Origin of the sequence: Nocardia rhizosphaerae, assembly GCF_042650365.1 — a bacterium.
Classification (GTDB): Bacteria; Actinomycetota; Actinomycetes; order Mycobacteriales; family Mycobacteriaceae; genus Nocardia; species Nocardia rhizosphaerae.
In genome coordinates, this window is the sequence record NZ_JBHSBA010000005.1 from 281,884 (window position 1) to 306,722 (window position 24,839).

Genomic DNA, 24,839 nt, shown 5'->3' on the forward strand with positions numbered 1-24,839 from the left:
TTGATTTTCCCGTGGCGGGCCTCCCGGCGCGGCTTTCTTGCTGTACGCGCGTGCGCTGGTGGGTCCCGGCGCACGGCGGGAAGTGGAGCGGTCAATGCTGGCCAACGGAGATGTCTTCGCCGGCTACGTCATCGAACGGCAACTCGGCCGTGGTGGCATGGGTTCGGTCTACCTTGCCAAACACCCACGGCTGCCGCGGATGACCGCGCTGAAGTTGCTCAACCGGGAGATGTTCTTCGACACCGAGGTGCGGGCACGGTTCGAACGCGAGGCCGATCTCGTCTCCCGGCTCGATCACCCGAACATCGTCACCGTCTACGACCGCGGTCTCGACGACGAACAGCTGTGGATCTCCATGCAATTCATCGACGGCGTCGACGCCGCTTCGGTGGATCCGCAGACGCTGCCGCCCGCCCGCGCACTGCAGATCGTCGCCGAGACGGCCGACGCGCTCGACTACGCGCACGGCATGGGGGTGCTGCACCGCGACGTGAAGCCGGCCAACATCCTGCTCGCCCGCTCCGGCGCCGGGCGCGGCGAACGGGTCTATCTCACCGATTTCGGCATCGCCCGCCTGCGCGACGACACCGGCCACCTCACCCAGACCGGCACCTTCACCGCGACCCTGGCCTACGCCTCGCCCGAACAGCTCACCGGCGCGTCGCTGGATCACCGCTCCGACCAGTACTCGCTGGCCTGCACGCTGTTCTGGCTGTTCACCGGGTCGGGGCCGTTCACCGCGACCAACCCGGCCGCCGTCATCCAGGGTCATCTGCAGCAACCGCCGCCGCCGCTGAGCAGTGTGCGGCCCGGTCTGCCCTACGCCTTGGACGCCGTGCTGGCCAAGGCCATGGCCAAGCGGCCCGACGACCGGTTCGACTCGTGCTCGGATTTCGCGAGCGCGGCGCTGGCGGCACTGAACAACCCGAGCGCGCCCGCGCTGCCGATCGTCGGTCAGCACCCCACCACCGGTGGCGCGATGCCGGTGACCGGCGGCCAGCGCCCGACCACCGGTGGCGCGATCCCGCAGACCGGTGCGCCGTATCCGATCGCGGGCCATGGCCAGCTGACCGGCGGCCCGATGCAGGCCCACCCCCAAGGACCGATGACCGGCGGCCCGATGCAGGCGCATACGCAGGGTCCACTGGCCGCCGGACCGCGCACGGCGGGACAGCTGCCGAATCCGCAGCTCACCGGCGGCGCGGCCACGCCGAACCCGTACACCCAGCAGTCGCGGCCGCAGTATCCGACGCCGCCTGCGCCGCCGCGCCCGCCGGTCAGCGGATTCGCGCAGTACCCGCAGGGGCCGCGGCCACCCGCGAAGTCGAATACCGGGCTGATCGTCGGCATCATCGTCGCGGTGGTCGTCGTGCTCGTGCTGATCGTGATCGGGATCGCGGTCAGCGGTGACGATTCCGGAGGCGGGACCACCACGACGACGACCACGACGGCGGCGGGCAGGCACGTCACCCCGAACGCCGACGCGATCAGCGCCGAGTTCGGCCGGATGGTGCCCGCCAGTACCGACGCCGACATCGGCTACAACGGCGCCACCTGCTGGGAGACCGACACCAGCTATGTGCCCTCCCCCAATGACGGCGACCCCGAGTTCGGGGCGTGGTCGTGGCAGTGGCGCTGCTACGACGGCGGCGGCAGCAACGGCAACGACCCGTTCTACCGGATCTACGTCTACAACTCGGCCGCCGACGTGCAAGCGGTGATCGACGGCCTGCCCGCCAACACCAAGTCCGTCGACACCAACGGCGGCAAGCAGTACACCAACTACAAATACACCGACAACGGGAACAAGATCATCACCCAGTTCACCGGAGATCCGGACCGCGCCCAGTTCCTGATGTTCACCGACGGCTACGGCGACCCCGACGAACTCCTGCGCTGGTGGCGCTCGGCCCCACTGAACTGACGGGTTCGAGCTACACCGTGTAGTGCGTGAAGTCGCGCACCGGCTCGTATCCGATGGCTCGATAGATCTTGTTCGAGGTCGGATTCGCCAGATCGGCGAACAGGCAGGCGTCGGCGCCCTCCGCCCGGATGACAGCGGAGACGGTGGCGGTCAGCGCGCTGGCGAACCCGTTGCCGCGCAGTTGCGGCGGGGTGTAGACCGGACCGATTCTGGCCCAGCCGAAGACCTCGGCCTGCCGGGCCACCAGCGTCACCGGCACCCCGTCGCGCTCCCACAGCCACCAGAGCCCGGCCTCGATCCGCTGCCTGACCCCGGCCGCGCCGAACCGTGGCGGGTCACCGATCGCTCGCGAGAATTCGGTCGCGAACGACAAGCAGGTATCCACGTCGTCGACCGTGGCCCGGCGTGGTGTGCCCGCAGTCTCGGGCACCGACAATGTCCCGAGGCGGAACAGGCGGACCGAGTACCTGGCGGTGGCGGCCGGCCAGCCGCTCACGAATGCGGCGGCATCGACCTCGGCACCCTCGACACTGCGCACCGACACACCGTCGGCGAGAAGGGCCGCCGCCACCTCGGGAATGCTGTCGGCGGGCAGTTCACCCAGGTAGACGGCACCTTCGGTGGTGGTGGTCGCGGCGCCGGTCACCGCACCGGCAGCATCGCGGACGGTCAGGAACCTGATGGTCGTCCCGGCGGTCCGGCCACTGCGGGCATTGGCGGCAGCGGTGGCGATGACCGTATGCCGCAACGAGTCTCGCCGCAGGAAGGGCTCGGCGGCGGCCAGGAAGCGGGTCGGGTCGGCGGTGATGTCGATACCCATGGCATCGACGGTATGCCCACCTCAGCGGTATCGCACTCGAATTTCGCTGTGACTCAGCCGTTCCCGAGCGCCTCTCGGTCGGTGCGCAGCTTCAGCAGGATGAGGCCCGCGGTGCAGGCCAGGATCAGGCCTGCGACGGTGATCTCCACGTGCAGGCCGGCGATGCCGAGCCCGGCGCCGACGAGACCGCCGACGAAGAACAGCCAGCCCATGATCCGCGCGACGACCGCGACCGCGCGGTTCGGTGTCGGACCGGACGGCGTGTGCTGAACATTTGCCACCACGGGCGAATCACCGCTCGCCGCCGCACCTTCCAGCTGGGGTGTCGGATATGCTCCCATCAGACTCTCCTCGGTGACGCCGATCAGATTCTTGTCTCGCGCAAACCTCGCACGTCAGGGGTCTCGTTCCGGGCGTCTCATGCGTAACTTTGCTCACACACGCTACGACCCGGCGACGCCGATCGGGCGCGACACGTCCCCGCGACACGCTGCCGAAATCAATCCGATATCTGAATCATTAATGTTTAAAATAGGCCGTTTGGGCCCACCTGAACTACTGTGAGGCGACTCGAAGTCGACGAGGAGTACACGCCCATGGATGACAGCAGGACCAAGCTCGTAGGTCCGGCCATCGCTGTCGGCGCGGTATCGCTCGGCCTGATCGTCATCGGCGCGTGCGGTGTCGGACAGCAGGACGTCTACGTCCCACCACCGCCGCTCCGGGCGAATCTCGCCGCCGCGCCGAGCCCGGTCGCCGACGACACGACATCGACGACCACCCGAATCCCGATCCCGCCGTCGCCCACCTGGCGGATCGCGCCGTACATGTCGCCGCGCAAGCCGTTCAGCCTCAGCTCCACCGAGACCACTCCGTCGGGGGCACCGTCCGAGACCGAGGAAGCCCCCGAGTCCCGCGCCGAGGACAGCACCACCGAGCCCCCTGCCCCGGAGCCGACCACCACGACACCCGAGCCGGAACCGGAGCCGGAACCCGAGCCGACCTTCGAACCGACCACCGAAACGGAAACGCCGACCACCACCCGGCCGTACCGCACTACCACCCCGCCGCTGACCGAGCTGCCCACGCGCACTGTGTCCCCGCCACCGTGGATGCAGTCCCCGGTCGACGAGGAACCACTCGACGAGGAAGAGAACTCGGCCTTCCCGACGCGGGCCAACGATCACACCGCACCCTCGCGAACCCCCACTCCGGCGCCCGCCCAGATCTCCCCCACCATCACCTCGACCCCCGCGCACCCGCACCTGATCCGCTAGCCGATCACCAATTCGGTTCCGGGCGAGCGCCCACCACGACAAGAACCGCTACAGCTCCCAGCAGGTCATAGCTACCGACACGGTCGGCGAGGACCCATGCGGCGATTCTCGAGGCGTCGCAGCTGGATTGCGCTTCCACCACGAGCCCGTCCTCCCACTATGACGGGATAGCCAAGGTCGACCGGTGGTGCGCGCCCATCCCCGGACACGCACCACAAGCGAACCTCTACAGTTCCGGCAGGTCGTAGTCGCCGACACGGTCGGCGAGGACGCGGCGGTGTTCCAGTGCCCCGCCGAGGGTTTGGCCGATGGCGGTGAGGCGGGCGACGTAGTGGCTCACCGGGAATTCGGCGGTGACGCCGATGCCGCCGTGCATCTGGATCGCCTCGCGGCCGATATGGTCGGCCGAGCGGGCGATCTGGAGCCGGGCTCGGGAGGCGACGATCGGGTCGTTGCCGCCGTCGGCCAGCGCGGCCGTGGCGAAAAGGCTCATGCTGCGGGCCAATTCGAGGGAAACGTAGCAGTCGGCGGCGCGCTGGGTGAGCGTCTGGAACTTCGACAGGGTGACGCCGAACTGCTTGCGGGTCTTCAGGTAGTCGGCGGTCATGGTGAGCGCGAGTTCCATCGCGCCCACCGCCTCCGCGCACAACGCCACCTGCGCGTATCCCTGCACCAGCGCGATCTGTTCGGCGGCATCGACGGTGTCGCCCAACAGTTCGCCCGCCGCGCCGTCGAAGTCGAATTGCGCGCCGCGCCTGCCGTCGAAGGTCCGGTACACCCGCTTGCGCACCCCCGGCCCGTTCGGATCGACAAGCAGCAGCCCAACGCCGCCGCCGGGCAGCACCGCGCTCACGATCAGCTGGTCGGCGCAATCGCCGCGCAGCACCGGGTTCTTCACACCGGTCACGGTGTAGCTGTCGCCGGATGCCGACGCGGCGGTGGTGAGCTCCGTCGACGGCCAGCGCTGCCCCGGCTCGGCGTGTGCGAACGCCAACAACGTCTCGCCGCCCGCCAGCGCGGGCAGCAGCCGTGCCCGCTGCTCGGCGCTACCTGCGAGCTTCAGCAATTCGGCGGGGACGACGACCGCGTCGAGCACCGGTTCCGGGGCGAGCGCGCGACCGAGCTCCTCCTGCACCACCATCGCCTCGACCGGGCCCGCGCCGACCCCGCCGTCGTCCTCGTCGATGGTCAGGCCGAGCACGCCGAGATCGGCCAGCTGCTTCCAGACCGTGCGATTCCAGCCGGGGTCGGTGTCACCGGCCTTGGTCAATGACTCGCTGTCGTAGAACCGGTGCAGCAGTTCGCGCACGGTGTCACGCAGCATCGTCTGTTCGTCGGTGAGTTCGAGATCCATGGCAGCGCCTCACAATCCGAGGATCGTGGAGGAAATGATCGAGCGCTGGACCTCGCTCGAGCCTCCGTAGATGGTGACCTTGCGGTAGTTCAGGTAGCCGGGGCCGCTGTGCTGGGCCCAGCCGGGCGAGGCGATATCGTCGGCCTCGACCGGGAGCGCGTCGGCGCCCGCGATGTCGAGCAGCAGTTCGGTGGCCGCCTGCTGCAGTTCGGTGCCCTTGAGCTTGAGCACCGAGGATGCCGGATTCGGTCTACCGTCGGCGGAGTTGGACACCACCCGCAACTGGGTCAGCTCGAGGGCGAGCAGCTCGTTCTCCAGCTCGGCGATGCGCGCGGCGAAAACCGGATCCGCCATCAGCGTGCCGTGCCCGGTCCTGGTCTGGCGCGCGTAGTCTTTCGCGAGCCCGATCTTGACCTTGGTCTTGCCGACACCGGTGATGGAGGTGCGCTCGTTGCCGAGCAGGAACTTCGCGTAGGTCCAACCCTGGTTTTCCTCGCCGACGAGCTGATCGGCGGGCACCCGGACGTTCTCGAAGAACACCTCGTTCACCTCGTAGCTGCCGTCGATCAGCTTGATCGGTCGCATGGTGACACCCGGCGACTTCACATCGAAGAGCAGGAAGGAGATGCCCGCCTGCTTCTTCGGCGCGTTCGGGTCGGTGCGCACGAGGCAGAAGATCCAGTCGGCGTACTGACCGAGGGTGGTCCAGATCTTCTGTCCGTTGACGATGTAGGAGTCGCCGTCGCGGACCGCGGTGGTGCGCAGTGAGGCCAGGTCGGACCCGGCGTCGGGCTCGGAGAAGCCCTGGCACCACCAGATGTCGAGCGCGGCGGTCGGTGGGAGGAAACGCTGCTTGAGTTCCTCGGAACCGAACTGAGCGATCACCGGCCCCACCATCGAGGCATTGAAGGTGAGCGGTTCCGGCACCGAGGCCAGCTGCATCTCGTCGAGCCACAGGTGCCGCTGCATCGGCGTCCAGTCCTTGCCGCCCCAGGCCACCGGCCAGTTGGGCACGGCGAGGCCGTGATCGTTGAGGATCTTGTTCGAGGTGACGATGTCGTCGCGGGACAGCTCGTGGCCGTACTTCACCCGGTCGCGGATCTCGGCCGGGATCTGGGTCCGATAGAAATGCCGGAGCTCGTCGCGGAAGGCGACCTCTTCAGGGGAAAGGGCTAGCTTCATCCGGGTCTCCCAGCGTGGTCGGTAGCCGTCGAAGTGAAACTTACCTCCGGGTAAACGGTGGTGTCGACAAAATCACACTCGCGCGCCGGTCGCGTCGCACCGGTGCCACGCGCGCGAGGTGACCCAGCGACCCGATGGCGGACCTGGTACGTTGCCAGGCGAGCCCGGGGAACCGGTGAGAGCAGCCTCCGAGGAGTTATAGGTGAACGGCAGATCCATCGCAGGCAGGGCAGCGGCGGTCGCTGCCGCGAGCATCGGCGCGCTGGCACTGCTGGCGCCGGGTGCGAGCGCGGCCCCGGTCGATGACGCCATCACCCACCTGACCGAGGCTGCAGGCACCGACGCCGCCGCGAAGGCCGGTGTCGGCGCGCTCGACAGCTTCACCAAGATGGTCGACACGAACACGCTGCGCGACATCTCCGCGCAGTTCATGCCGTTCACCTATGCGGCGCCTACCTTCGGCTGCGGCAGCAACGGCCCGATCACCACGATCATCGCCGCCGCCACCTTCGAGGGTCCCGGTCCGCGCACCGAGATGAGCATGGCCCCCGGTGACATCCGGTTCAGTGCCAGCCCGCGGCATACCGGCTTCGCGCTGGCGTCCGGCCTCAGCGTCGCCTGGGTGAATGTGAACACCGGGCAGAGCGGCATCGTCCCGCTCGACGACCTCACCGAATTCGGTACCCCGTCGCTGTCGAAGACCGTGCACAGCGGCGCGGGCACGGTGATCGCCTCGATGTGGGGCACCATCGACTACCCGTTCGCCCGCTGCGTGATGACGCCGACCGTCGGCACCTTCGTCGTCCCCGATCTGCCGGTACAGGCCACCGAGGCGCCGGCGGCGCCGCCCGCGCCGGAACCGGAGATCACCAGCCCCGGTTCGGGCGAGGGCAACGGCTCCGCGCCGCAACCGCAGGCACCCGCGCCCGAGACCCCGGCGCCCGCACCGGCTCCGGCGCCCGCACCCGCCCCGGTCGAGACCACGCAGCCCGCGCCGCCGCCGGCGCCGTCCGCGGTCACCGTCGGCGGCTGAACTCGCGCCACCACGGCTGAGACTTCGAGGAGCCGGGCCCCACTTGGGTCCGGCTCCTCGCCTGTCGGGGGAATCAGTGCAGCGGGCGGATACGCAGGACAGTGCCTTCCTCGGAACCGGCGAGCAGCGCCGACGGATCAGCCGGATCGGTGACGACGGCGGTCAGCGGCTGGGTGGAGACCACGGTGCACGCGGTGCCCGTCACCGGATCGACGCGGACGAGATGCCCGGCCAGCGTGGTGACATACAGCGCGCCGTCGCGCACGACGAGGTCGTCGACGAAGTCGGGCAGGCTGCCGAACGAGGTGAGATCGGCGATCGTGACGGCCTGCGCCGGATTCGTCCGCGACAGGCGTAGCACCCGGCCGACCGGACCGCCTTCGGCCGCGACGTAGTTCGCCGTGACATAGACCGAATCCCCCTCGACGACAACACCGTTGGGGCCTTCGACCGAGACGGCCGACCACCACTCCATGTCCTCGCTGCCGTCACGGCGCAGGCGGTGCAGGCCGTTGGCGGTGGTCACGTAGAGGTTGCCGTCGGCGTCGAAGGCGGCGCCGTTCGGCTGCGGGAAGCCGGTGGCGAACGGTGTCGGCACCGGGTTCTCGGCGGCCGGATCGAAGCGGACGATCCCGCCCGAACCCGCCAGCGGCGAGTTGCCGGTGACCACGTAGAGCAGCCCATCGGGGCCGAGCCGGACCGCGCCGGGGGCGGCGACCTCGACCGTGGCGGTGAGCCTGCCGCCCTCGTCGTAGCGTTGCACCTCACCGCGCATGACCCTGGCGACCCACAGATCGCCCGCGGCGTCGATGCCGAAGTTCTCCGACCAGTCGAGCAGCGGAACGCTGGACCGGATCGCGATCTCGTGGCCGGACCGCCCGCAACTCGCGACGGGGTCGGCGGTAGCGGTGCCGGTGGCGATGGCCCCGGTGGTGGCAAGAGCCGCGCCGACGGCAACGTGGGCGACGCGACGACGGAACGACGACATGGAGACCTCGACTCTGTTGACCCGGCTCGACGCGCGAAAGTCTAACGGCTACCGGCGGGTAGTGGCTGGTCCGAACGCCGGGGGTCGGCGGCTGGTATCGCGCACAATCCGCGCGGCGCGGACCGTCGATGGCGCGCAGGATGATTCGCGGTGCGGTCATAATCGGTCGGTGCCCTATTTCGACAGCGCCCGCGGACGGCTGCACTACCGTCGCCGCCATGTCGTCGACGCGGCGGCGACGGTGCTGCTTCTGCCCGGCACCGGCCAGCACAGCGGGCACTATCACCGCTTCGCGACCGCGCTGGAGCGACTGGCGCGGATCGAGCTGTGGACCCTCGACACCGCGGGACAGGGTCTCAGCGAGGGCGATCCGGACACGCCTGGCACCGTCGACGAACTCGTCGCCGATGCCGAAGGGCTGCTCGCCGAGCTCGATCCAGGAGTGCGGCCCGTGCTGATGGGGCATTCGCTCGGCGCGGTCACCGCGCTCGCGGTCGCCGCGCGGCGGGCCGACGGGCCGGCCGGGCTGGTGGTCTGTGGCACGCCGCGGCGCGCCGTCGAGATCGCGCCGGACCCGCGGCTGCCGGTGCTCGCGGTGCACGGCGCCGACGACCGCCGCGCGCCCATCGATGTGATCCGGCTATGGACAGCGCGGCACGGATCGGTAGATTTGCGCGAGTACGCCGACGCGGGCCACGACCTGTTACACGAACCGGTACAGCAGCGCGTGACGGCGGATATCGCGGAGTGGGTACTCGCCGCAGTGCGATGACGACGAAGGGGGAACGGTGCAACCGAACAGATCAGGGCTGCCGGATACGGCGGCGCTCGGCCAAGCCGTGGACGAGGGCACACTGTGGATCGACGGCGTGCTGGTCGCCGACGGCGTGCCGGAACGCTGCGCCCGGCGCTACGAGCTGCTGGCCGACGCGGTGGACGCCCAGGTGCTCGCCCTCGGTGCCACCGAGGTGATCCCCGGATTCGGCGGACTGCCCTCCGGTGCCGCCCTGCGGTCCGGCTTCGAGGGCAAGGCGGTGGACGCGCTCGAGCAGTTGCGCGCCTACGCGAGCGCCGCGCGGGAGCTGGCCGCCGTCTTCCGTGCCGCTGCGGCCGCCTATCAGGACGCCGACCGGGCACTGGCCGGTGCCGTCGCCGCGACCGAGATCCCAGGAGGCGGCGATGCGTAGTATCTCCGGCCGCGCGGCGGGCACCGATCCCGATTACGCGCCCGTTGTCGAGGTCTTCGACCATCTCTCGCACGCCGAGATCTATCAGGCCGTGCGAGAGCTCGACCCGGCCGCGCTCACCGGGGCGGGCGAGCTGTTCCTCACTACCTCCACCGCTCTCGGCGGCGAAGTGGAGAACGCGCACGGCGAGATCGGCGCCGCGATCGCCGACGGGTGGCGCGGCGGTGCCGCCCAGCGCGCCGTCGACGCGGTCCGCGAGTTCGAGCAGGCGGGCAGGCGGATCGCCGATGTGCTCACCGCCGTCGGTGTGCGCCTGAGCCGGGCCGGCGACGCCGCCGAGTCGGTGCGCGCCGCCGTGGCCGAACCCGAAGGGACTCAACCGGATCCGGACACGGCGCTGCTGTATTCGGAACAGGCCGGTGCCAATGCCACGATCGCGCGGCAGGCCGAGAACGCGCGGCTGGACGCGGTCCAGGCCATGGAGACGATCTACGCCGGGGTGTTCGTGCCGACCGGGTCGGGTGTCCCCGCGTTTCCCGGAATCGCCTCGGGGACCGGGGATGTCGGCGCTGCCGCGGCACCATCGTTCCTCGGTGGCGGGGCAGCTGTTCCGTCGGGATCGGCGGTCACCCCGGACACCGATACGACGTCCCGGTCCGGGACTGCCGACGATGACGGCACCATCGACACGGATACGACCACCCCGGCAGGCGTTCAGCTCGCCAGTGGAAACTCCGCTGGTGCGACACTATCCGCGGCGACCTCGATGTCGACGCCGACCGCGGCGACGCCGATCCACGGCGCGACGCCCGGTGGCGGCCACACCGGAGCGACCGCAGGCGTCTCGCCCGGCGGCCCCGGGTCCACGGCCCCGTCCGGGGGCGCCCTGCCTGGTGTCGGCGGGCCACCGCGCCGGAATCGCCCAGCCACGGACCGGGTGGCCAATGGCGGAACCGGCATTCCGGTGCTCACCGGCGAGAACGGCGGAGCCGGCGGCGGCCGGTCCACCCCGAACGACAGCGCCCAGGTCAGCGCCCGAACCAACGGCGGTGTCGCCGATCCCGCGAACACCGATGTGGCCGCTGCGGCCGCGCACTCCGGCGGCGATGGCCCGAGCTCCACGGGAACGGCTGGGGTGCAACAGCTCACCCACACCGTGAACAGCGAGTCGACCGAGACCGCGCAGGCCAACGAGGGCCGTCAGGATGTGGTTGCCGCCGGGGCGGACGCGACGGCCGGGATGAGCGCGGGCGCGATCGGCGGGCTGCTCGGCGGGGCGATGGTCGCCGCCGACCACACGCGACCGCCCGGTGGGCCGCGACCGCCCGAGCGGCAGGACGACGAGGACGAGGACGACGAGTTCCTGCGCTATCTCGACGAGGAGCCGACCTATCTGGAGCCCGCCGACGAGGTGAACCCACTGATCGGCAGGATGGAGCCGACCAGTCCCGCCGTGCTCGGTGAGTGGACCGGTCGGGAGTGAACTGGCATCTCACTCCGGACCAGTTCGCGCTGGCCTGGGCGCGCACCGACGGCGACCGGATCCCGTACCCGCTCGCCGTCCGCGCCTCGGCCCGCGACACCGCCGAGCGCGCGGCCGCCCAGCCCGCCCTCGACACCTGGTGCGCCACCGGCCTCGACGCCGATCTGTCTGCGGCGCTGCGGGTGCTGGCCAAGCCGGAGATCCGGGTCGAGGTCTGCGGGAGCGCGGGGACCGCGGTGCGCATGCTCGGCACGGTCACCGGGGACGTCGCCGTGCTCGCGGTGCAGGCCCCCGGTTCCGCCGACGACCGAGGCGGCACCGTTCACATCCAGGTCGGCAGCACGAAACGCTTTGCCGCCCAGGTATTCACCCGGATGCCCGCCCACCAGCCAGGCACCGGGCCGACCCTGTCCGCACCCGCGGCGCGGGTGCGGGAGGACAGCCGTGACCTGGTCACCGCGCCCGTCGCCGGGCCGTCCGACGCCGCAAGGGTGCGCAAGCTGCTGCAACGCCCCCGCAGCGGGATCGGCCAGATCCTGGTCGGCACCGGCACCGACCACGACCTGGTCGGCGTGCTGTCCTGGATCGATGTCACCGGCGACGGCCGCTACCTGGTCCACACGGCACGCAACGTCGACATCGCCCCGGCCACTCCACTGTTCGCGACCGACTGGTTGCGCAGGCTGCTGCGCATGGCGAGCGGCGGCTGAATCCGTTTCGCGCCGATCGCGGCAGCCGTACTCGCCGACCAGATCGGGAACAATCCGGTCGCCCTGACGCTCTTCGGCCTCGCAGTGCTCACCTGGCTCTGTCTCCCCCAGTTCTTCCTGCCGTCGGCCGGCCGGATCGCCACTGACTCCCGGTGCTGGTCGCCGAGTTCGGCACCGCGTGGGCGATTCGTGCCACCCGCGCCGAGTCCGCTGTGCCTAGCCCAGGCGCAGGAAGCCGGTGAGGGCGGCGAGTTCGTCCTCGGTGTCGGGGAGGTACTCGGTGAGCAGCGGCGAGCGGATGACGATGGCCTTCCACATCGCGCGGCACAGGGTCGCGTGGATCATGGTGCGCGACAGCAGTGTTCGCATGCCGAAGGGCGCGTCGGCGGGGGTGGACGTGGTCATCGAGAGGACGACCACGGCGGCCTCGCGGCCACGGAAACGGTCGGGAGTACCGACCAGGACGTCCTCGATCTTGGCGCGCGCGAGCAGGGTGCGGATGCGGGCCACCTGGTTGGCATAGGGGGCGACGACGAACACATCGTGCGGATGCAGGCGACGGGTGCGGCCGCCGGAGGTCCAGGTCTCGCCGAGCAGGGCACGTACCCGGCGCACCACCTCGCGCGCCTCGGCGTCGGATTCGGTCGCGCTGCCACGATGTTCGACCAGCACGGTGCTCACACCCGGTGCGATCCCCGCCAGATCCCGTGCGAGCGTGATGGTTTCGCTCGACCGCAGGCGCCCGTCGTAGCAGCTGGCAGAGACCGGCTCGCACAGCGCGGGATGCATGCGCCAGGTACGGTCGAGGAAATAGCCGCGCTCCGGTGGCAAGGTGGTGGCGCCCGCGCACAGCCACTCCAGCGCCGAGGACTGCACGGGTTCAGGATGCGCCGCGCGCGCCCGCGCCGGGACCGGATCGCCGATCAGCAGCAGATTGCGCGCACTCACCGCGACGGCGACGGTGTCGGCCAGCGAACTCGCGCCCGCGTCGGCGATCACCAGCAGGTCGAGGCTGCCGGGCGCGATGAGTGTCTCGTCGACGAAATCGGCGGTGGTGCCGCCGATCACGCAACCGTTCACGGCGTTGTCGAGGAAGCGTGGGTAGCGGTCGGCATCGATGGCCGACCACTCCGGGCCCACCGAGGCCACATCCTTCTTGGCGACCAGCTCGGGCAGCAGCCCGGCCTCGACGACGGCGTCGAAGATCCGCTCGATCACCGCGTGCGATTGCGCGACAACGCCGATCCGCCATCGGTGCCGGGCGACCAGCCGTTCGATGGCGCGGCCGGTGGTGCCGGTCTTGCCGGTGCCCGGCGGGCCGTGCACGGCCAGGTAGGAGGCGTCGAGTGCGCCGACGGCGTTGGCGAGTGCGGCGGCGGCGTCACCGTGGACCTGTGGCAGCGCCAGGTCCGCACGCAGCCGTGGGGCGCGCCGCAGCAGCAGATCGAAGACGGCGCTCTCCGGGACCGAAGGCAGCGTCATCAGTAGGTCCTGGGCGGTGACCTCCAGTGCCGCTTCGATTTCGGCCTCGCCCTCGGGTGGGCCCGGCGCGATGGCGGCGGGCAGGTCGTCGTAGGGTGGGCAACCCGCGGGGAGCAGCTCCTCCAGGCGGACGGTATCGTCGAAGTTCGCGTCGACGGAGCTGCCGAGCACGATGGCGGTGGCGGTGGCCCGGCGGCCGAGGGTCTGGGTCATGCCCGCGGCGGCGGCACCGTCGTAGATGGTGACCACCGTGGTGCCGGGGGTGAGGGTGGCCCCGGTGCCGAGCCTGCCGGTGAGGGTGAGGTAGCGCCGCATCGTCGGAAGCTGCGGTGTGCGATGCCATTTGGTGTCGACGGTGCCCCAGTCGGCTACCAGCACGCCCGGCGCGTCGGCCCACTCACCCACCGGATGCCCGAGCCGGTCGATATGCGCCCACCACCGCGGCTGCCGTTCTCTGCGGTGATAGCCGAGTACGGCCGACATCAGCGCCGCCGCCCGCGCCGCGTCGCCGGTCGCGCCCGCGGCGAATTCGGCGAGCGCCGCCTCGAGCGAGCTGGTGCGCAGGGACGGCGGCACATCGGCCGTGGCCACCGCGAACCGGCTACCCGGCACCTCGACCCCGGCCTCGCCGGCTCGGTCGAACAACCAATCCCGCAATGCGAGTACGGTTCCGGCTCGCCCGTCGGACCAGATCGGAGCGGGCGACCCCAGCACGCCGCTGTCGGTCGGCACCGCACCGGCCGCGATCTCATCCGCCGGGCGGCCGGCATGCGATCGCGACCCAGCGGCGTCATTCGCCCCGCCGGGAACACCCGGCTCGGTCCCGGTTCTCCGGACGGCCGTGGTTCCCGCCGACGCGCTACCGGCAGCGACCGAGCCGAGGAGAGTCTCCCCTTCGACCGGACCTGCCGCTTCGGTCGCCGAATTGGGCAACCTCGATCGGTCTCCCGCCACGGGCAGTAGGGCCGCGAGGCCGGTGAGATCGTAGGACTGTTCGCCGACGAGCAGCGCGGTACGGACGATGGGGGCCAGGTCGAACAGGGCGCCCGTGGCGAGGAGTTCGTCGAGCTGATCGGCGCCGGTACCGACGCGGCCCGCCCAGTCGAGCAAGGCGGTGCGGACGGCCGAACCGTAGTGGTAGACACGGAGATCCGGGTCGAGGGCGCGGTGCTCGCCGATGATGTCGAGAAGTTCGTCGAGGATCGCGGCTTCGTCGGCGGGTGCGCCGGGACCGATCGGTACCGGCCGGTAGACGACGGTCCGCGCGTCGGCCAGTTCGACGGCGGTGATGGCGCCGCGCGCGTCGAGGTCGATGATCAGTGCGAGGTCGCCGTCGCTCGGTGCGGGCAGCGCGCCGAGGGCGGTGGCGTCGCGCAGCGCGAAAGCCGGTGCGCCGCAGCGTTCCCGCCGCAGCTGGAGCTCGGCCTGCTCGCGCAGCGATGTCACGGTGCGCGGGGTGAGTCCGGCCACCGGCGTGTCGGTGATGGCGAGCCGGTCGATCGTCAGCACGCCCGCCTCGCGCAGCCGCGCCCGCTGGTTGGGGCGGATCCCGGCGACCAGCAACAGATCCCGTGCCGTCCGCACCGCGTCCCGGCAACTCGCGCACCGCCCGCACGCGAGGAAGCGCGGATCGCCCCACTGCACCGGCAGCAGTTCGGTCAGTTTCTCCTCCACGATCGCCGTCACCCTGGCGCGGCGCGCCCGATACACCGGCGCCAGCTCCTCGACCCGCACCCGCCGCACTCCAGCCGATGTCGTCAGCCACGCCACCGGGTCGACCGCGGCACCGAGGTCGGCGAGCGCCGCCGCACAGGCCGCGAAGGCCAGCCGCGCACGCAGGCTTTCCCGGAACGGATCCGGGTCGGCAGCGCTCACCGCCGCCGTAGCCCGTTCGAACGGCGTCCGCCCCGCCGCCAGTTCGCGCCGAAGGGCACGGAAGTCGGCGGTCACACCATGACTCCCGGCCGGATCTGATTGCGGCGCACCGCCGCGCGGTGCGCTGTCCGGCCCGCCACCGGTGACCGCGCCGTGGTTCCTCGTCGCCGCATCCCCCGCGGTACCCAGCCCGGCCGGCTCATCGCGGTCGGCCGGCTCATCGCGGTCGGCCGCCCTCGGGTCACGTTGCCCCGGCCGAACGCCCTCGGCTCGTACCCGGCCGGCCGGATCCCCGGCGGTCGCCTCCGTCTCGGCCACCGAGGCGCTTCGCCCAGTGGAGTCGGCCTGCCCGGCACCGCTCCCGTCACTGTGGTCGCCCTCGGCCCGCGCGAACCCAGCCGCGGGGTCAGTGCCCGTGGCGGTCCCCACCGCATCGGAACGCGGCGAGCGGCCGAGCGGGGTGGGGCCGTCCCCCGGCCGAACCCCGACGAGCCGAGCCGGCACAGTCGTCGGTGCGGTTCCCGGCAGGTCCGACGAGGCACCGCAGGCGATCGCCGCGCGCCCCGAGTCGGCGGCCCGTCCGCCGGTGCCGACCACGCCGCCGGGAGTGGCGGCGTGCAGGGTGTAGTGGCCGGTGTCGGGATCGCGGACCAGAAGGTCCACGCCGCAGGCGAATCGACCGTCGAAGAAGACGGCGCCGTGAATAGCCGGGGCACCCGCACGCAGGGCCGTCGCCGTCTGCTCGGCGGCAGCGGTGAGCGCCGCGAGACGCGCGGCGGGGGTAGCGCCCGTGGTCTCCGGTGACGGGATGCGGACCAGCGTGTCGCCGAAGCGGCGCAGCCGATCGGGATCGACCGCGGCCTGCCGTACGACGGGGGTCGCGGAATCGGCGCTGCCCGACACACTGCCGATCGCCGCGTCGACGGTGCGCAGCAGCGCGAATTCGCAGTCCGCGGCGCGCACGAGGTCGCCGACGGCACCGATCACCCGATCACCGGAGACGAACAACCGCGGCCCTCCTGCTGTGTTCACGCACACCCGACGGCAAACACCTTAACCAGCAGCGCGGGCCACCAGGCGCACCCGGCGGACATGTCCAGCAATCGCCCAGCAGCCCGAGGTACTCAGGAACGCGGCTTGCGCCGTTCGGTCCGCGGCCGGAAATCACGATCCCGGCGGGGACCACGCGCGTTCAGCCGCTGCGCGGGCGGCCCCTGGTCGGGCTGCAGCTGGATGAGCACACCGCTGATCCTGGTGCGGCGCAAGGCTTCCAGCGTCTCGTTCGGCAGATTCGCGGGCAGCTCGACGAGGCTGTAGTCGGGCCGGATGCTGATGTGCCCGAAGTCGCTGCGGCGCAGCCCGCCCTCGTTGGCGATGGCGCCGACGATGGCGCCGGGCACCACACGGTGGCGCTTGCCGACGCTGATCCGGTAGGTCGCCAGCTCCTGGCCGGACTCGCGGGAGAACGACGGACCGCGGCGGCCACGGTCCTCGTCGTCGAAGCGGCGGGGCCCACGATCACGGTCGCGGTCCCGATCGCGCTCACGGCGTGGCGCGGGTTCCGGCTCCGGCTCGAGGAAGAAATTGTCGCCTTCGAACCCGCTCACGGCCAGCGCGGCCGCGATATCGACCAGCGGCGTGTTGTGCTCGGCCTCGTAGTCCTCGATCAGTTTGCGGAACAGCGCCACGTTGTCCGAGGAGAGATTCTCGGTGATCATGTCGCCGAACTTGGTCACCCTGGTGGCGTTCACATCGTCCACGCTGGGCAGCTGCATCTCGGTGAGCGGATGCCGGGTGGCGCGCTCGATCGACTTGAGCAGGTGCCGCTCACGCGGGGCGACGAACAGCAGTGCCTGCCCGGAACGGCCCGCGCGGCCGGTGCGGCCGATGCGGTGCACATACGACTCGGTGTCGTGCGGGATGTCGTAGTTGACGACGTGCGAGATGCGCTCCACGTCGAGACCGCGCGCGGCGACGTCGGTGGCGACCAGGATGTCGAGGGTGCCCGACTTGAGATGGCCGATGGTGCGCTCACGCTGGTTCTGCGCGATGTCACCGTTGATCGCCGCGGCGGAGAAACCGCGCGAGCGCAGCTTCTCGGCCAGCTCCTCGGTGGCCTGCTTGGTGCGGACGAAGATGATCATCGCCTCGAAGTCCTCGACCTCGAGCACGCGGGTCAGGGCATCGAGCTTGCGCTGATGCGACACCTGCACCCAGCGCTGGGTGATGTTGGTGTTGGTCTGGGTCTTGGACTTGACCGTGATCTCCACCGGATCGTGCAGGTACTGCTTGGAGATCTTGCGGATCGCGCCGGGCATGGTCGCCGAGAACAGCGCGACCTGCTTGTCCTCAGGCGTGTCGGCCAGGATGCGTTCGACGTCTTCCTGGAAGCCCATCTTGAGCATCTCGTCGGCCTCGTCGAGCACCAGGTAGCGCAGCTGCGACAGGTCGAGCGTGCCCTTCTCCAGATGGTCGATCACGCGGCCGGGCGTGCCGACGACGACGTGCGCGCCGCGGCGCAGGCCCGACAGCTGCACGCCGTAGCTCTGCCCGCCGTAGATGGGCAGCACGTGCAGTCCGGGGATATGCGCGGAGTACTTGCCGAAGGCCTCGGCGACCTGGATGGCCAGCTCGCGCGTCGGGGCGAGCACCAGCGCGCTCGGCTTCTTCTGCGCGGTGTCCAGACCCATCAGGATCGGGATCGCGAAGGCGGCGGTCTTGCCGGTACCTGTCTGCGCGAGGCCGACCACGTCGGCGCCGGAGAGCAGCGGCGGGATCGTGGCCGCCTGGATCGGGGAGGGCGACTCGTAGCCCACATCGGCGATGGCCGCGAGGACGCGGTCATCGATCCCGAGATCGGCGAAAGTCGGGCCTTCTTCGTGCCTGTCGTCGTCGGCAGGAACGCTGTCGACCTCATTGGTACTCATTGACCAGCAGTTTACTGCCTGACGGTAGCTGTCCCGGCCACCGGGTGAATACGGTGAGACCTATGCAACTGCCGAACGGGTCAGCACATCAGGAACCGGCACCGGCACCGGTGCCCATCGCGGTCGTCCAATTCGCTCCACGAACCGATCCCGCGGCCAACCTGGCGACCCTGCGCGGGCATGTCCGCGCGGCCGCCGAGGCCGGTGCGCGGGTGGTACTCGCCCCCGAATACTCGATGTTCGCCGTCACCCGGCTGGATGAGCGGGTGGTGGCGATCGCGGAGCCGCTCGACGGTCCGTTCGCCACCGGACTCGGCGCGCTCGCAGCCGAATTCGGGGTGTATCTGGTGGCGGGCGTGGTCGAGCAGCCTGGTCCGGCGGCGACCAGGATCAGCAACACCCTCGTCGCGCACGGGCCGGACGGGGCGCGGGTCGCGGTGTACCGGAAGGTGCATCTCTACGACGCGTTCGGGCACAGGGAGTCGGACGTGGTCGAGGCAGGGCCGCTCACCGCGCCCGCCACGTTCACCGTCGACGGTGTGATGTTCGGCATGCAGACCTGCTTCGACCTGCGATTCCCGGAGGGATGTCGGCGTGTCGCGGCGGCGGGGGCACAGGTGCTGCTGCTGGGCGCGCAGTGGATTCCCGGCCCGGCGAAGGTCGACCAGTGGACCACCCTGCTGCGGGCCCGCGCGATCGAGAACACCGTCTATGTGGCGGCCGCCGATCAGTGCGCCCCGCGCGGTGCGGGCGCGTCGATGATCGTCGACCCGACCGGCAGCGTGCTCGCCGAACTCGGCGACGATCCCGGTGTGCTCACCGCGACGGTCGACCCGGCCCATCTGGCCAGGGTCCGCACCGCCAACCCGAGCCTGGCGCTGCGCCGGTTCGTGATCACCGAGCGCGTATCGCCGGAGCCCGTCGCGGAGTAGCGTTCGAGGTGATGGTCTATCCGGATCGCGCAGCCGCGGGCCGCGTCCTCGGCACGGCCCTCGAACACCTGCGGGGTACGCATCCGCTGGTGCTCGGGCTCCCCCGCGGCGGTGTGCCGGTCGCGGCGGCGGTGGCCGCGCTGGTCGACGGCGAACTCGACGTACTGCTGGTCCGCAAACTCGGCCTGCCGTGGCAGCCGGAGCTGGCGATGGGCGCGCTCGGCGAGGGGAATGTGCTGGTGCTCAACCGGGATGTCGTCGAGCGTGGCGGCGTATCCGCGGACGCCTTCGACGAGGTCGAGCGGGCCGAGCGCGCCGAGCTGGCCCGACGGCAGCGGGCACTGCGCACCGGCGAACCGGTTCCACTCACCGGGCGCACGGTGGTGATCGTCGACGACGGGATGGCGACCGGCGCGACCGTGGTCGCCGCGTGCCGCGTCGCCAGGGCCAAGGATCCGGAGTGGCTCGTTGTCGCGATGCCGGTGTCCTCACCCGAAGCCGCGCGCCGGGTGCGCGCGGAATGCGACGAGCTCGTGTGCCTGTGGACACCGGCCGAACTCGGCGGAGTCGGCATGGCCTACAACGACTTCCACCAGCTCACCGACGCCGAGGTGACCACGCTGCTCGCCTGACCGAGCTCCCTAACCGAAGCACTGCCCTTCGCCGCGGTAGGTGGGAACCGTTGTCCGCGTTCCTGATTCGTCGACCAGGTGGATCTCGGCGAAACGCTCGCAGAGTTCCCCCGCCTTGGCGTGCCGGAACCAGACCCGATCGCCGATCGCCAGCTCCCCGGCACCGGCCAGCGGTGTCTGCACCTCACCCGCGCCCTCGGCACCGAGCAGCTTCAGTCCGGCGGGCCAGACCGGCAGGGGGACCCGGCTCGGCCCGGCCGGGCCGGAAGCGATGTAGCCGCCGGCGAAGACGGTGGCGATGGACGGAGTCGGTTTGCGCAGCACCGGGGTGGCGAAGAACAGTGCCGGGCGCGGGGTGAAGGAACGGTAGTGGTCGAACAGCGTCGGCACGTACAGGCCGGAGCCCGCGGTGACCTCGGTGACGTCGGGGTCGGTGATCGACACCTCGATCGAGCCGGTGCCGCCGCTGTTGACGATCTCCAGCGGGCCGCTCACCATGCGCACGGCGTCGAGCACCCTGGTCCGCCTGCGGCCGATCTCGAGCGCCGAGAGCCGTTTGACCACTCGCACGGCGGGGTTGCTGTCGGGCAGTCCGGCGATCTGGGCCTCGTAGGTCATCACGCCGACCACGTCGAAGCCGCGCTTGCGCGCCTCGGTGGCCAGCACCGCTGCCTGGTCGGGGCCGCGCACCGGGGAACGGCGAGTGCCGAGGTGCAGCGGGCCGATCCGCAGGGCGGCGTCCACGTCGAGGCAGACTCGGGGGTGCGCGGTGTCGGTGCCGAGCGCGGCGCGGGTGAGTTCGAGCTGGGCGACATCGTCGATCATCAGGGTGATCGCGTCGCGCAGGGCCGGGTCGGTGGCGAGCTCGGCCAGCGCGGCACGGTCGAGGGTGGGATAGCCGAGCAGGATGTCGCGGGCGCCGAGGCGGGCCAGCCAGATGGCCTCCCGCAGCGAATAGGCCATGATCCCGGCGAAGCCGCCCGCGGCGGTGAGGCCGGTGCCGAGCGCTCGTTCGAGCACCGCCCGGCAGCGGACCGATTTGCTGGCGACCCGGATCGCGACGCCGTTCGCACGGCGGACCAGGTCGGCGGCGTTGGCGTCGAGCGCGGCGAGGTCGACGGCGGCCAGTGGCGGGTCGAGGTCGGCGGTCGCCGCGTGCAGTTCGGGCAGCGATGTCGGCTGGGTCACCAGACTACTGAAGCATCTATCTGGTCAATCGTCCAGCAATTGGCCGGTCAGGCCTCGACGGCCTTGAGGGTCAGGCAGCCGACCAGATCGTCGATGACCACCAGAGTGGTCTCGTCGTTGCCGTCGGCCAGCCAGCGCAGCACCGCGCCATGGATCACCGAAACCATGTAGGTGGCAACCGAATCCACCGGCTCGAGCCACTCGGTGCCGGAGAGCCGGGCGGCGAGCCCGAGGAAGCTGATCGCCTCGTCGTCCATCCGCTGGAACATGGTGGCGGCAGTGGGATCGCCCACGGCCTCGCCGCCGGACCAGCGCTGCCGCAGGGTGCGCAACGCGGACTCGTAGGCGGCGACCTGACGGTCGGGTGCGGCCTTCACCAGCGGCCAGTACGCACTGAGACCGGCATGCAGCAGCACCCGCAGAGCGCGTACCCCGGTGGCGTCCGAGTGCGCGGCGGCCTCCTCGACGGCCCGGCAGACAGCCGGTCGCAGCGAGGTTTCGGAAAGTTCACGACTGGCGCTCAACGACAACTCCTCGGCAACAAATTTCGCTGCCCGCGGCGATGCGAGCGATGCGGAGAGATCGCCCGAATACGGATCAACCTATCCAACAAGCTCGATCTTAGAAGGTTTTCTGGATTCACGAACTGATTCAGCCACCCTTTTCAGACTGAAAGATTGTTTTGTTACCCGAATGCGACCTAGCGTAAAACCGACCATACGGTTGAATTAGCTTTTCCGGTGGCATCGACACCACCGAGCCACAGCAGGCATACCGATCAATACTACAAGTCACCGCAGGTCCGGCCACGTCCTGTGGGCGACGGCACAGTGACACCCGACGAAACGGACACAACACACTGCGTGACCGATGCGCGAACACACCGGCGTCCGCTCCGGCGGCACCGATAATCTGGACGAGTGACTCTCTCGCCTCCCGCCGATCAGTTCGCCCTGAGCGGCACCTTCAATTTCCGCGATGTGGGCGGCCTGCGCACCGCCGACGGCGCGACGACCCGCCCCGGAGTGCTGCTGCGCTCGGCCCAGCTGAGCGGACTCGACGCACAGGGCCATGCGACCCTGCGCGCACTCCGGGTGACCGATGTGCACGATCTGCGCGGCCTCCCCGAGATCGACCACATCGGCCACGACTCGTTGCCCACCGACATCCGGCTGCACGTCACCCCGTTCGATTCCCGGATGGGCGACGCGCCGCCGCACGAGGCACAGACGGTCTCCGCGCTGGCGCACATGATCGAGGTCTACAAGCAATTCCCGGTGATGCCGGAGGCGAGCGCCGCGATCATCCGCCTTGCCACCACCGTCACCGCCGGTGACGGCGCGGCGCTGGTGCATTGCGCCGCGGGCAAGGACCGCACCGGCTGGGCGGTGGCCACCCTGCTACGCGCGGTCGGCGTCACCGAGGACGAGATCTACACCGACTACCTCACCAGCAACGCGGCCGTCGCGCCGCTGCGGACGCTGCTCGCGCCCAAGCTCGCCGCGGGCGCCGCGCTGTCGGACGACCTGCTCGGCGTGCGCGAGGTCTACCTGCGGACCGCCGACACCACCGTGCGCGAAACCTACGGCGGCACCGAGGAATACCTCAGCGCGATCGGGCTCACCGGCGAGCTGCGCGACACCCTGCGCACCCGGCTGGTCTAGAACCCGCTGACCTGCCGCTGCCGCACCGGCAGCACCGCGTTGACCAGACCGTCGGCATCGATGCGCACCAGATTGCCGGTGTGGAACCAGCTTCCGCTGAACCGGGCGGCCGAGGCGTCGGGGTTGTTCCAGTAGCGCCTGCTGACATTCGGTCCGCGGCACAGCAATTCACCCCGACCCGCCCCGGCCTGCGGGCCGGACAGTGCCAGTTCGGTCCCGCCGAAGGCGAAGCCGAGGGTGGTCCCCGGCTCGTCGCGGTCGGTGTCGTCGACCATCAGGCCGATGCCGCTGGTCTCGGTGGCGCCCCAGACCGACCACTGCCTGGCCGCGGGAAAGAGCCCGCGCAGGGCGGCGGTGAGCGAGGCGGGCGCGGCCGCGGCGGCGCGTTCGGAGCGGTGGCAGGCCTTGCTGATGCGCCGCACGCCGGCACCGGCACCGCGCGCGGTGAGTTCGGGCAGCATCCCGGCGAAGATCCGCGGCGTGGCCGAGACGGTATCGATGCGCTCGGCTGCCAGCACGTCGGCCAACCGGTGCGGACGCGGCGCGAGCACGACTGTGCCGCCGACCGCGAAGGTGGGCAGCAGCTGATCGACGCAGCCACTGGCATGGGCCAGCGGCAGCAGCACCAGATTGCGCAGGCCGTAGGCGGGCAGATCCAGCGCCCCGACCACCGACGACACCGCCGAGAGCAGGTTCTCGTTGGTCAGCTCGACACCGGTCGGCACCGGTCGGCGCGCCGCGGTCCCGGTGTAGCAGAGCAACGCCGGATCGCCGAGGGCCGCACCGTCATCGATGTAGGCGGCGCTGTCGGGCAGCGGGCCGTCCGGACCGAGGACGAAATCGGCGCTGCTGTCGGCGATCACCCGCTCGGCGACCGCGGCAGGCAGTGAATCCGGGACGAGTACCGGCACCGCGCCCGACAGCAGCGCGCCGAGGAAGGCCTGCACCCAGCGCGCGCTCGTCGGCATGTGCACCGCGACCCGGTCGCCGTAGCCGATGCCGTGGTCCTGCAGCCCACCCGCGATGCGGGAGGCGCTGTGCCACAGCTCGCGGTAGGTCAGCCGGGGTCCACCGACCTCGACGACGGCCTCGCGGCCGGTGAACGCGTGCACCCGCAGATCCAGCAGCTCGGTGAGCGCCGGATTGAGATCGCCGTAGCGCAGGACGCCGTCGGAACCTCTGGTCAGCCGTCCGGCCGCGCCACCGGTGGGGAACTCGATGATGGTCGCGTCCGGCTCGTGCTCACTCTGACCCATCTGGCGACCTCCACGTACGTCGATGCAGCACCGCACCTGTGACTATATGACGTGGATCACATCGCTGTCAGGTACTCGAGCGTGTCATTCGCCGCGATAGGTCGCCTTGCCCGGCCCCACCTCGAGGAAACTGCGGACCGCGCCGCGCAGGTCCGCGGTGCCGAACAGCTGTCCGGAGACCTCGGGAGTCACCGAATCCGCGTGTGCCACACCGCCGGAACGCCAGGCCTCGATGATCTGCTTGGTCGCCGCGTGCGCCATGGTCGGGCCATCGGCCAGCCGCGTGACCAGCGCGCAGGCCGCGCTGTCCAGGTCGTCGTGGATCGCGTTGACCACGCCCCAGTCGGCCATGGTCGCCGCGTCGTAGAGGTCGCCGGTCATCACGAACTCGCGGGCGCGGCCCGACCCGGCCCGTTCGGCGAGGCGCTGCGGACCACCCATCGACGGAGTGAGCCCGACAACGGTCTCCACCAGCCCGAACTTCGCCTTCGGCGTGGCCAGGATGATGTCGCAGGCCAGCGACATCTCGAAAGCCGCGGTGAGCGTGAGCCCGTGCGCGGCGAACACCACCGGGCACGCCAGCGCCTCCAGCGGGTGGATGATCCGCCCGAACAGGTCGCGCCACAGCTGCGCGCCCTGCTCGACGGTGAGTCCGTCGAAGACGTTCACGTCGACACCGCCGGAGACGACCTTGCCTTCGGCCCTGATCAGCACGGCGCGCGGGGTTTGCGCGGTCAGCGCGGCGATATCGGCGACCAGCGCGTCCATCATGGCGCGGTCGAACAGGTTCAGCGGCGGGTTGGTGAGGGTGATCGTGGCGAACTCGGCACCGGCGTCGGTGAACTCGCGCGTCAGATTCGTCGGCTTCGTTGCACTCATCCGGTCAGCCTAGAACCGGCGGCGGCCGCCCGGCGAGACCGTGCCC

Annotated in this window: 21 protein-coding genes; 10 read left to right on the forward strand and 11 right to left on the reverse strand. The window is 70.7% G+C overall.

Annotated features, from left to right (window positions below; translation table 11 throughout):
* Positions 1–94 precede the first annotated feature (94 nt).
* On the forward strand, positions 95–1,924 hold the full coding sequence (locus ACFOW8_RS11000; protein ID WP_378549531.1) for a serine/threonine-protein kinase: 1,830 nt from the start codon (positions 95–97) through the stop codon (positions 1,922–1,924).
* 10 nt (positions 1,925–1,934) lie between these two features.
* Here the strand turns inward: ACFOW8_RS11000 and ACFOW8_RS11005 are convergent, their stop codons facing one another.
* Both ACFOW8_RS11005 and ACFOW8_RS11010 read right to left on the reverse strand, forming a co-directional pair.
* Positions 1,935–2,744: a GNAT family N-acetyltransferase gene (locus tag ACFOW8_RS11005; protein WP_378549534.1), complete on the reverse strand. Its 810-nt coding sequence runs from the start codon at positions 2,742–2,744 to the stop codon at positions 1,935–1,937.
* 53 nt (positions 2,745–2,797) lie between these two features.
* Positions 2,798–3,085: a hypothetical protein gene (locus ACFOW8_RS11010; RefSeq protein ID WP_378549540.1), complete on the reverse strand. Its 288-nt coding sequence runs from the start codon at positions 3,083–3,085 to the stop codon at positions 2,798–2,800.
* A 255-nt stretch (positions 3,086–3,340) separates the two neighbouring features.
* Here ACFOW8_RS11010 and ACFOW8_RS11015 point away from each other — a divergent pair, with 255 nt between their 5' ends.
* A complete protein-coding gene (locus tag ACFOW8_RS11015) occupies positions 3,341–4,021 on the forward strand; it encodes a hypothetical protein (RefSeq protein WP_378549543.1) in 681 nt (226 codons plus the stop codon).
* Positions 4,022–4,247: 226 nt separating this feature from the next.
* On the opposite strand, the gene ACFOW8_RS11020 is transcribed toward ACFOW8_RS11015, so the two are convergent.
* Positions 4,248–5,375 carry an acyl-CoA dehydrogenase family protein gene (locus ACFOW8_RS11020; protein ID WP_378549546.1) on the reverse strand — a complete coding sequence of 376 codons (1,128 nt, stop codon included), beginning with the start codon at positions 5,373–5,375 and terminating at the stop codon, positions 4,248–4,250.
* Positions 5,376–5,384: 9 nt separating this feature from the next.
* A complete protein-coding gene (locus ACFOW8_RS11025; RefSeq protein WP_378549548.1) occupies positions 5,385–6,557 on the reverse strand; it encodes an acyl-CoA dehydrogenase family protein in 1,173 nt (390 codons plus the stop codon).
* A 202-nt stretch (positions 6,558–6,759) separates the two neighbouring features.
* On the opposite strand from ACFOW8_RS11025, the gene ACFOW8_RS11030 reads away from it, so the two are divergent.
* On the forward strand, positions 6,760–7,590 hold the full coding sequence (locus ACFOW8_RS11030; protein WP_378549551.1) for a hypothetical protein: 831 nt from the start codon (positions 6,760–6,762) through the stop codon (positions 7,588–7,590).
* A 73-nt stretch (positions 7,591–7,663) separates the two neighbouring features.
* Here ACFOW8_RS11030 and ACFOW8_RS11035 read toward each other — a convergent pair whose 3' ends face one another.
* Positions 7,664–8,578 (reverse strand): hypothetical protein, encoded by a 915-nt coding sequence (locus tag ACFOW8_RS11035; protein ID WP_378549554.1) that lies wholly within the window; start codon positions 8,576–8,578, stop codon positions 7,664–7,666.
* Between the two features lie 169 nt (positions 8,579–8,747).
* Between ACFOW8_RS11035 and ACFOW8_RS11040 the strand changes: the two genes are divergently transcribed.
* Genes ACFOW8_RS11040 through ACFOW8_RS11055 form a run of 4 tightly spaced genes read left to right on the forward strand, consistent with a single transcriptional unit; the run spans position 8,748 to position 11,958 of the window.
* Positions 8,748–9,350 carry an alpha/beta hydrolase gene (locus tag ACFOW8_RS11040; RefSeq protein WP_378549557.1) on the forward strand — a complete coding sequence of 201 codons (603 nt, stop codon included), beginning with the start codon at positions 8,748–8,750 and terminating at the stop codon, positions 9,348–9,350.
* Positions 9,351–9,366: 16 nt separating this feature from the next.
* Positions 9,367–9,765: a hypothetical protein gene (locus ACFOW8_RS11045; RefSeq protein WP_378549560.1), complete on the forward strand. Its 399-nt coding sequence runs from the start codon at positions 9,367–9,369 to the stop codon at positions 9,763–9,765.
* Positions 9,758–11,248, forward strand: coding sequence for a WXG100 family type VII secretion target (locus tag ACFOW8_RS11050; protein ID WP_378549562.1), 1,491 nt, complete (start codon positions 9,758–9,760; stop codon positions 11,246–11,248). Before ACFOW8_RS11045 ends, ACFOW8_RS11050 begins: the two co-directional genes overlap by 8 nt.
* On the forward strand, positions 11,245–11,958 hold the full coding sequence (locus tag ACFOW8_RS11055; protein ID WP_378549565.1) for an ESX secretion-associated protein EspG: 714 nt from the start codon (positions 11,245–11,247) through the stop codon (positions 11,956–11,958). The genes ACFOW8_RS11050 and ACFOW8_RS11055 overlap by 4 nt, the downstream gene beginning before the upstream one ends.
* 216 nt (positions 11,959–12,174) lie before the next feature.
* Here the strand turns inward: ACFOW8_RS11055 and ACFOW8_RS11060 are convergent, their stop codons facing one another.
* Complete coding sequence (locus tag ACFOW8_RS11060; protein ID WP_378549568.1) at positions 12,175–16,347, reverse strand: AAA domain-containing protein; 4,173 nt, start codon at positions 16,345–16,347, stop codon at positions 12,175–12,177.
* Between the two features lie 92 nt (positions 16,348–16,439).
* Positions 16,440–18,242, reverse strand: coding sequence for a DEAD/DEAH box helicase (locus ACFOW8_RS11065; RefSeq protein WP_378549571.1), 1,803 nt, complete (start codon positions 18,240–18,242; stop codon positions 16,440–16,442).
* Between the two features lie 62 nt (positions 18,243–18,304).
* Here ACFOW8_RS11065 and ACFOW8_RS11070 point away from each other — a divergent pair, with 62 nt between their 5' ends.
* Both ACFOW8_RS11070 and ACFOW8_RS11075 read left to right on the forward strand, forming a co-directional pair.
* Entirely contained in the window at positions 18,305–19,174 is an 870-nt protein-coding gene (locus tag ACFOW8_RS11070) for a carbon-nitrogen hydrolase family protein (RefSeq protein ID WP_378549574.1), read from the forward strand.
* A gap of 11 nt (positions 19,175–19,185) precedes the next feature.
* A complete protein-coding gene (locus ACFOW8_RS11075; RefSeq protein WP_378549577.1) occupies positions 19,186–19,806 on the forward strand; it encodes a phosphoribosyltransferase in 621 nt (206 codons plus the stop codon).
* Positions 19,807–19,815: 9 nt separating this feature from the next.
* Here the strand turns inward: ACFOW8_RS11075 and ACFOW8_RS11080 are convergent, their stop codons facing one another.
* A complete protein-coding gene (locus tag ACFOW8_RS11080) occupies positions 19,816–20,994 on the reverse strand; it encodes an alanine racemase (RefSeq protein WP_378549580.1) in 1,179 nt (392 codons plus the stop codon).
* A 47-nt stretch (positions 20,995–21,041) separates the two neighbouring features.
* Positions 21,042–21,518: a TetR family transcriptional regulator gene (locus ACFOW8_RS11085; RefSeq protein ID WP_378549583.1), complete on the reverse strand. Its 477-nt coding sequence runs from the start codon at positions 21,516–21,518 to the stop codon at positions 21,042–21,044.
* 396 nt (positions 21,519–21,914) lie between these two features.
* Here ACFOW8_RS11085 and ACFOW8_RS11090 point away from each other — a divergent pair, with 396 nt between their 5' ends.
* Positions 21,915–22,658, forward strand: coding sequence for a tyrosine-protein phosphatase (locus ACFOW8_RS11090; protein ID WP_378549585.1), 744 nt, complete (start codon positions 21,915–21,917; stop codon positions 22,656–22,658).
* Here ACFOW8_RS11090 and ACFOW8_RS11095 read toward each other — a convergent pair.
* Both ACFOW8_RS11095 and ACFOW8_RS11100 read right to left on the reverse strand, forming a co-directional pair.
* Complete coding sequence (locus ACFOW8_RS11095) at positions 22,655–23,914, reverse strand: class I adenylate-forming enzyme family protein (RefSeq protein WP_378549588.1); 1,260 nt, start codon at positions 23,912–23,914, stop codon at positions 22,655–22,657. The two genes, ACFOW8_RS11090 and ACFOW8_RS11095, sit on opposite strands and share 4 nt — an antisense overlap.
* 84 nt (positions 23,915–23,998) lie before the next feature.
* Positions 23,999–24,793 (reverse strand): enoyl-CoA hydratase/isomerase family protein, encoded by a 795-nt coding sequence (locus tag ACFOW8_RS11100; protein WP_378549591.1) that lies wholly within the window; start codon positions 24,791–24,793, stop codon positions 23,999–24,001.
* Between the last annotated feature and the right edge of the window lie 46 nt (positions 24,794–24,839).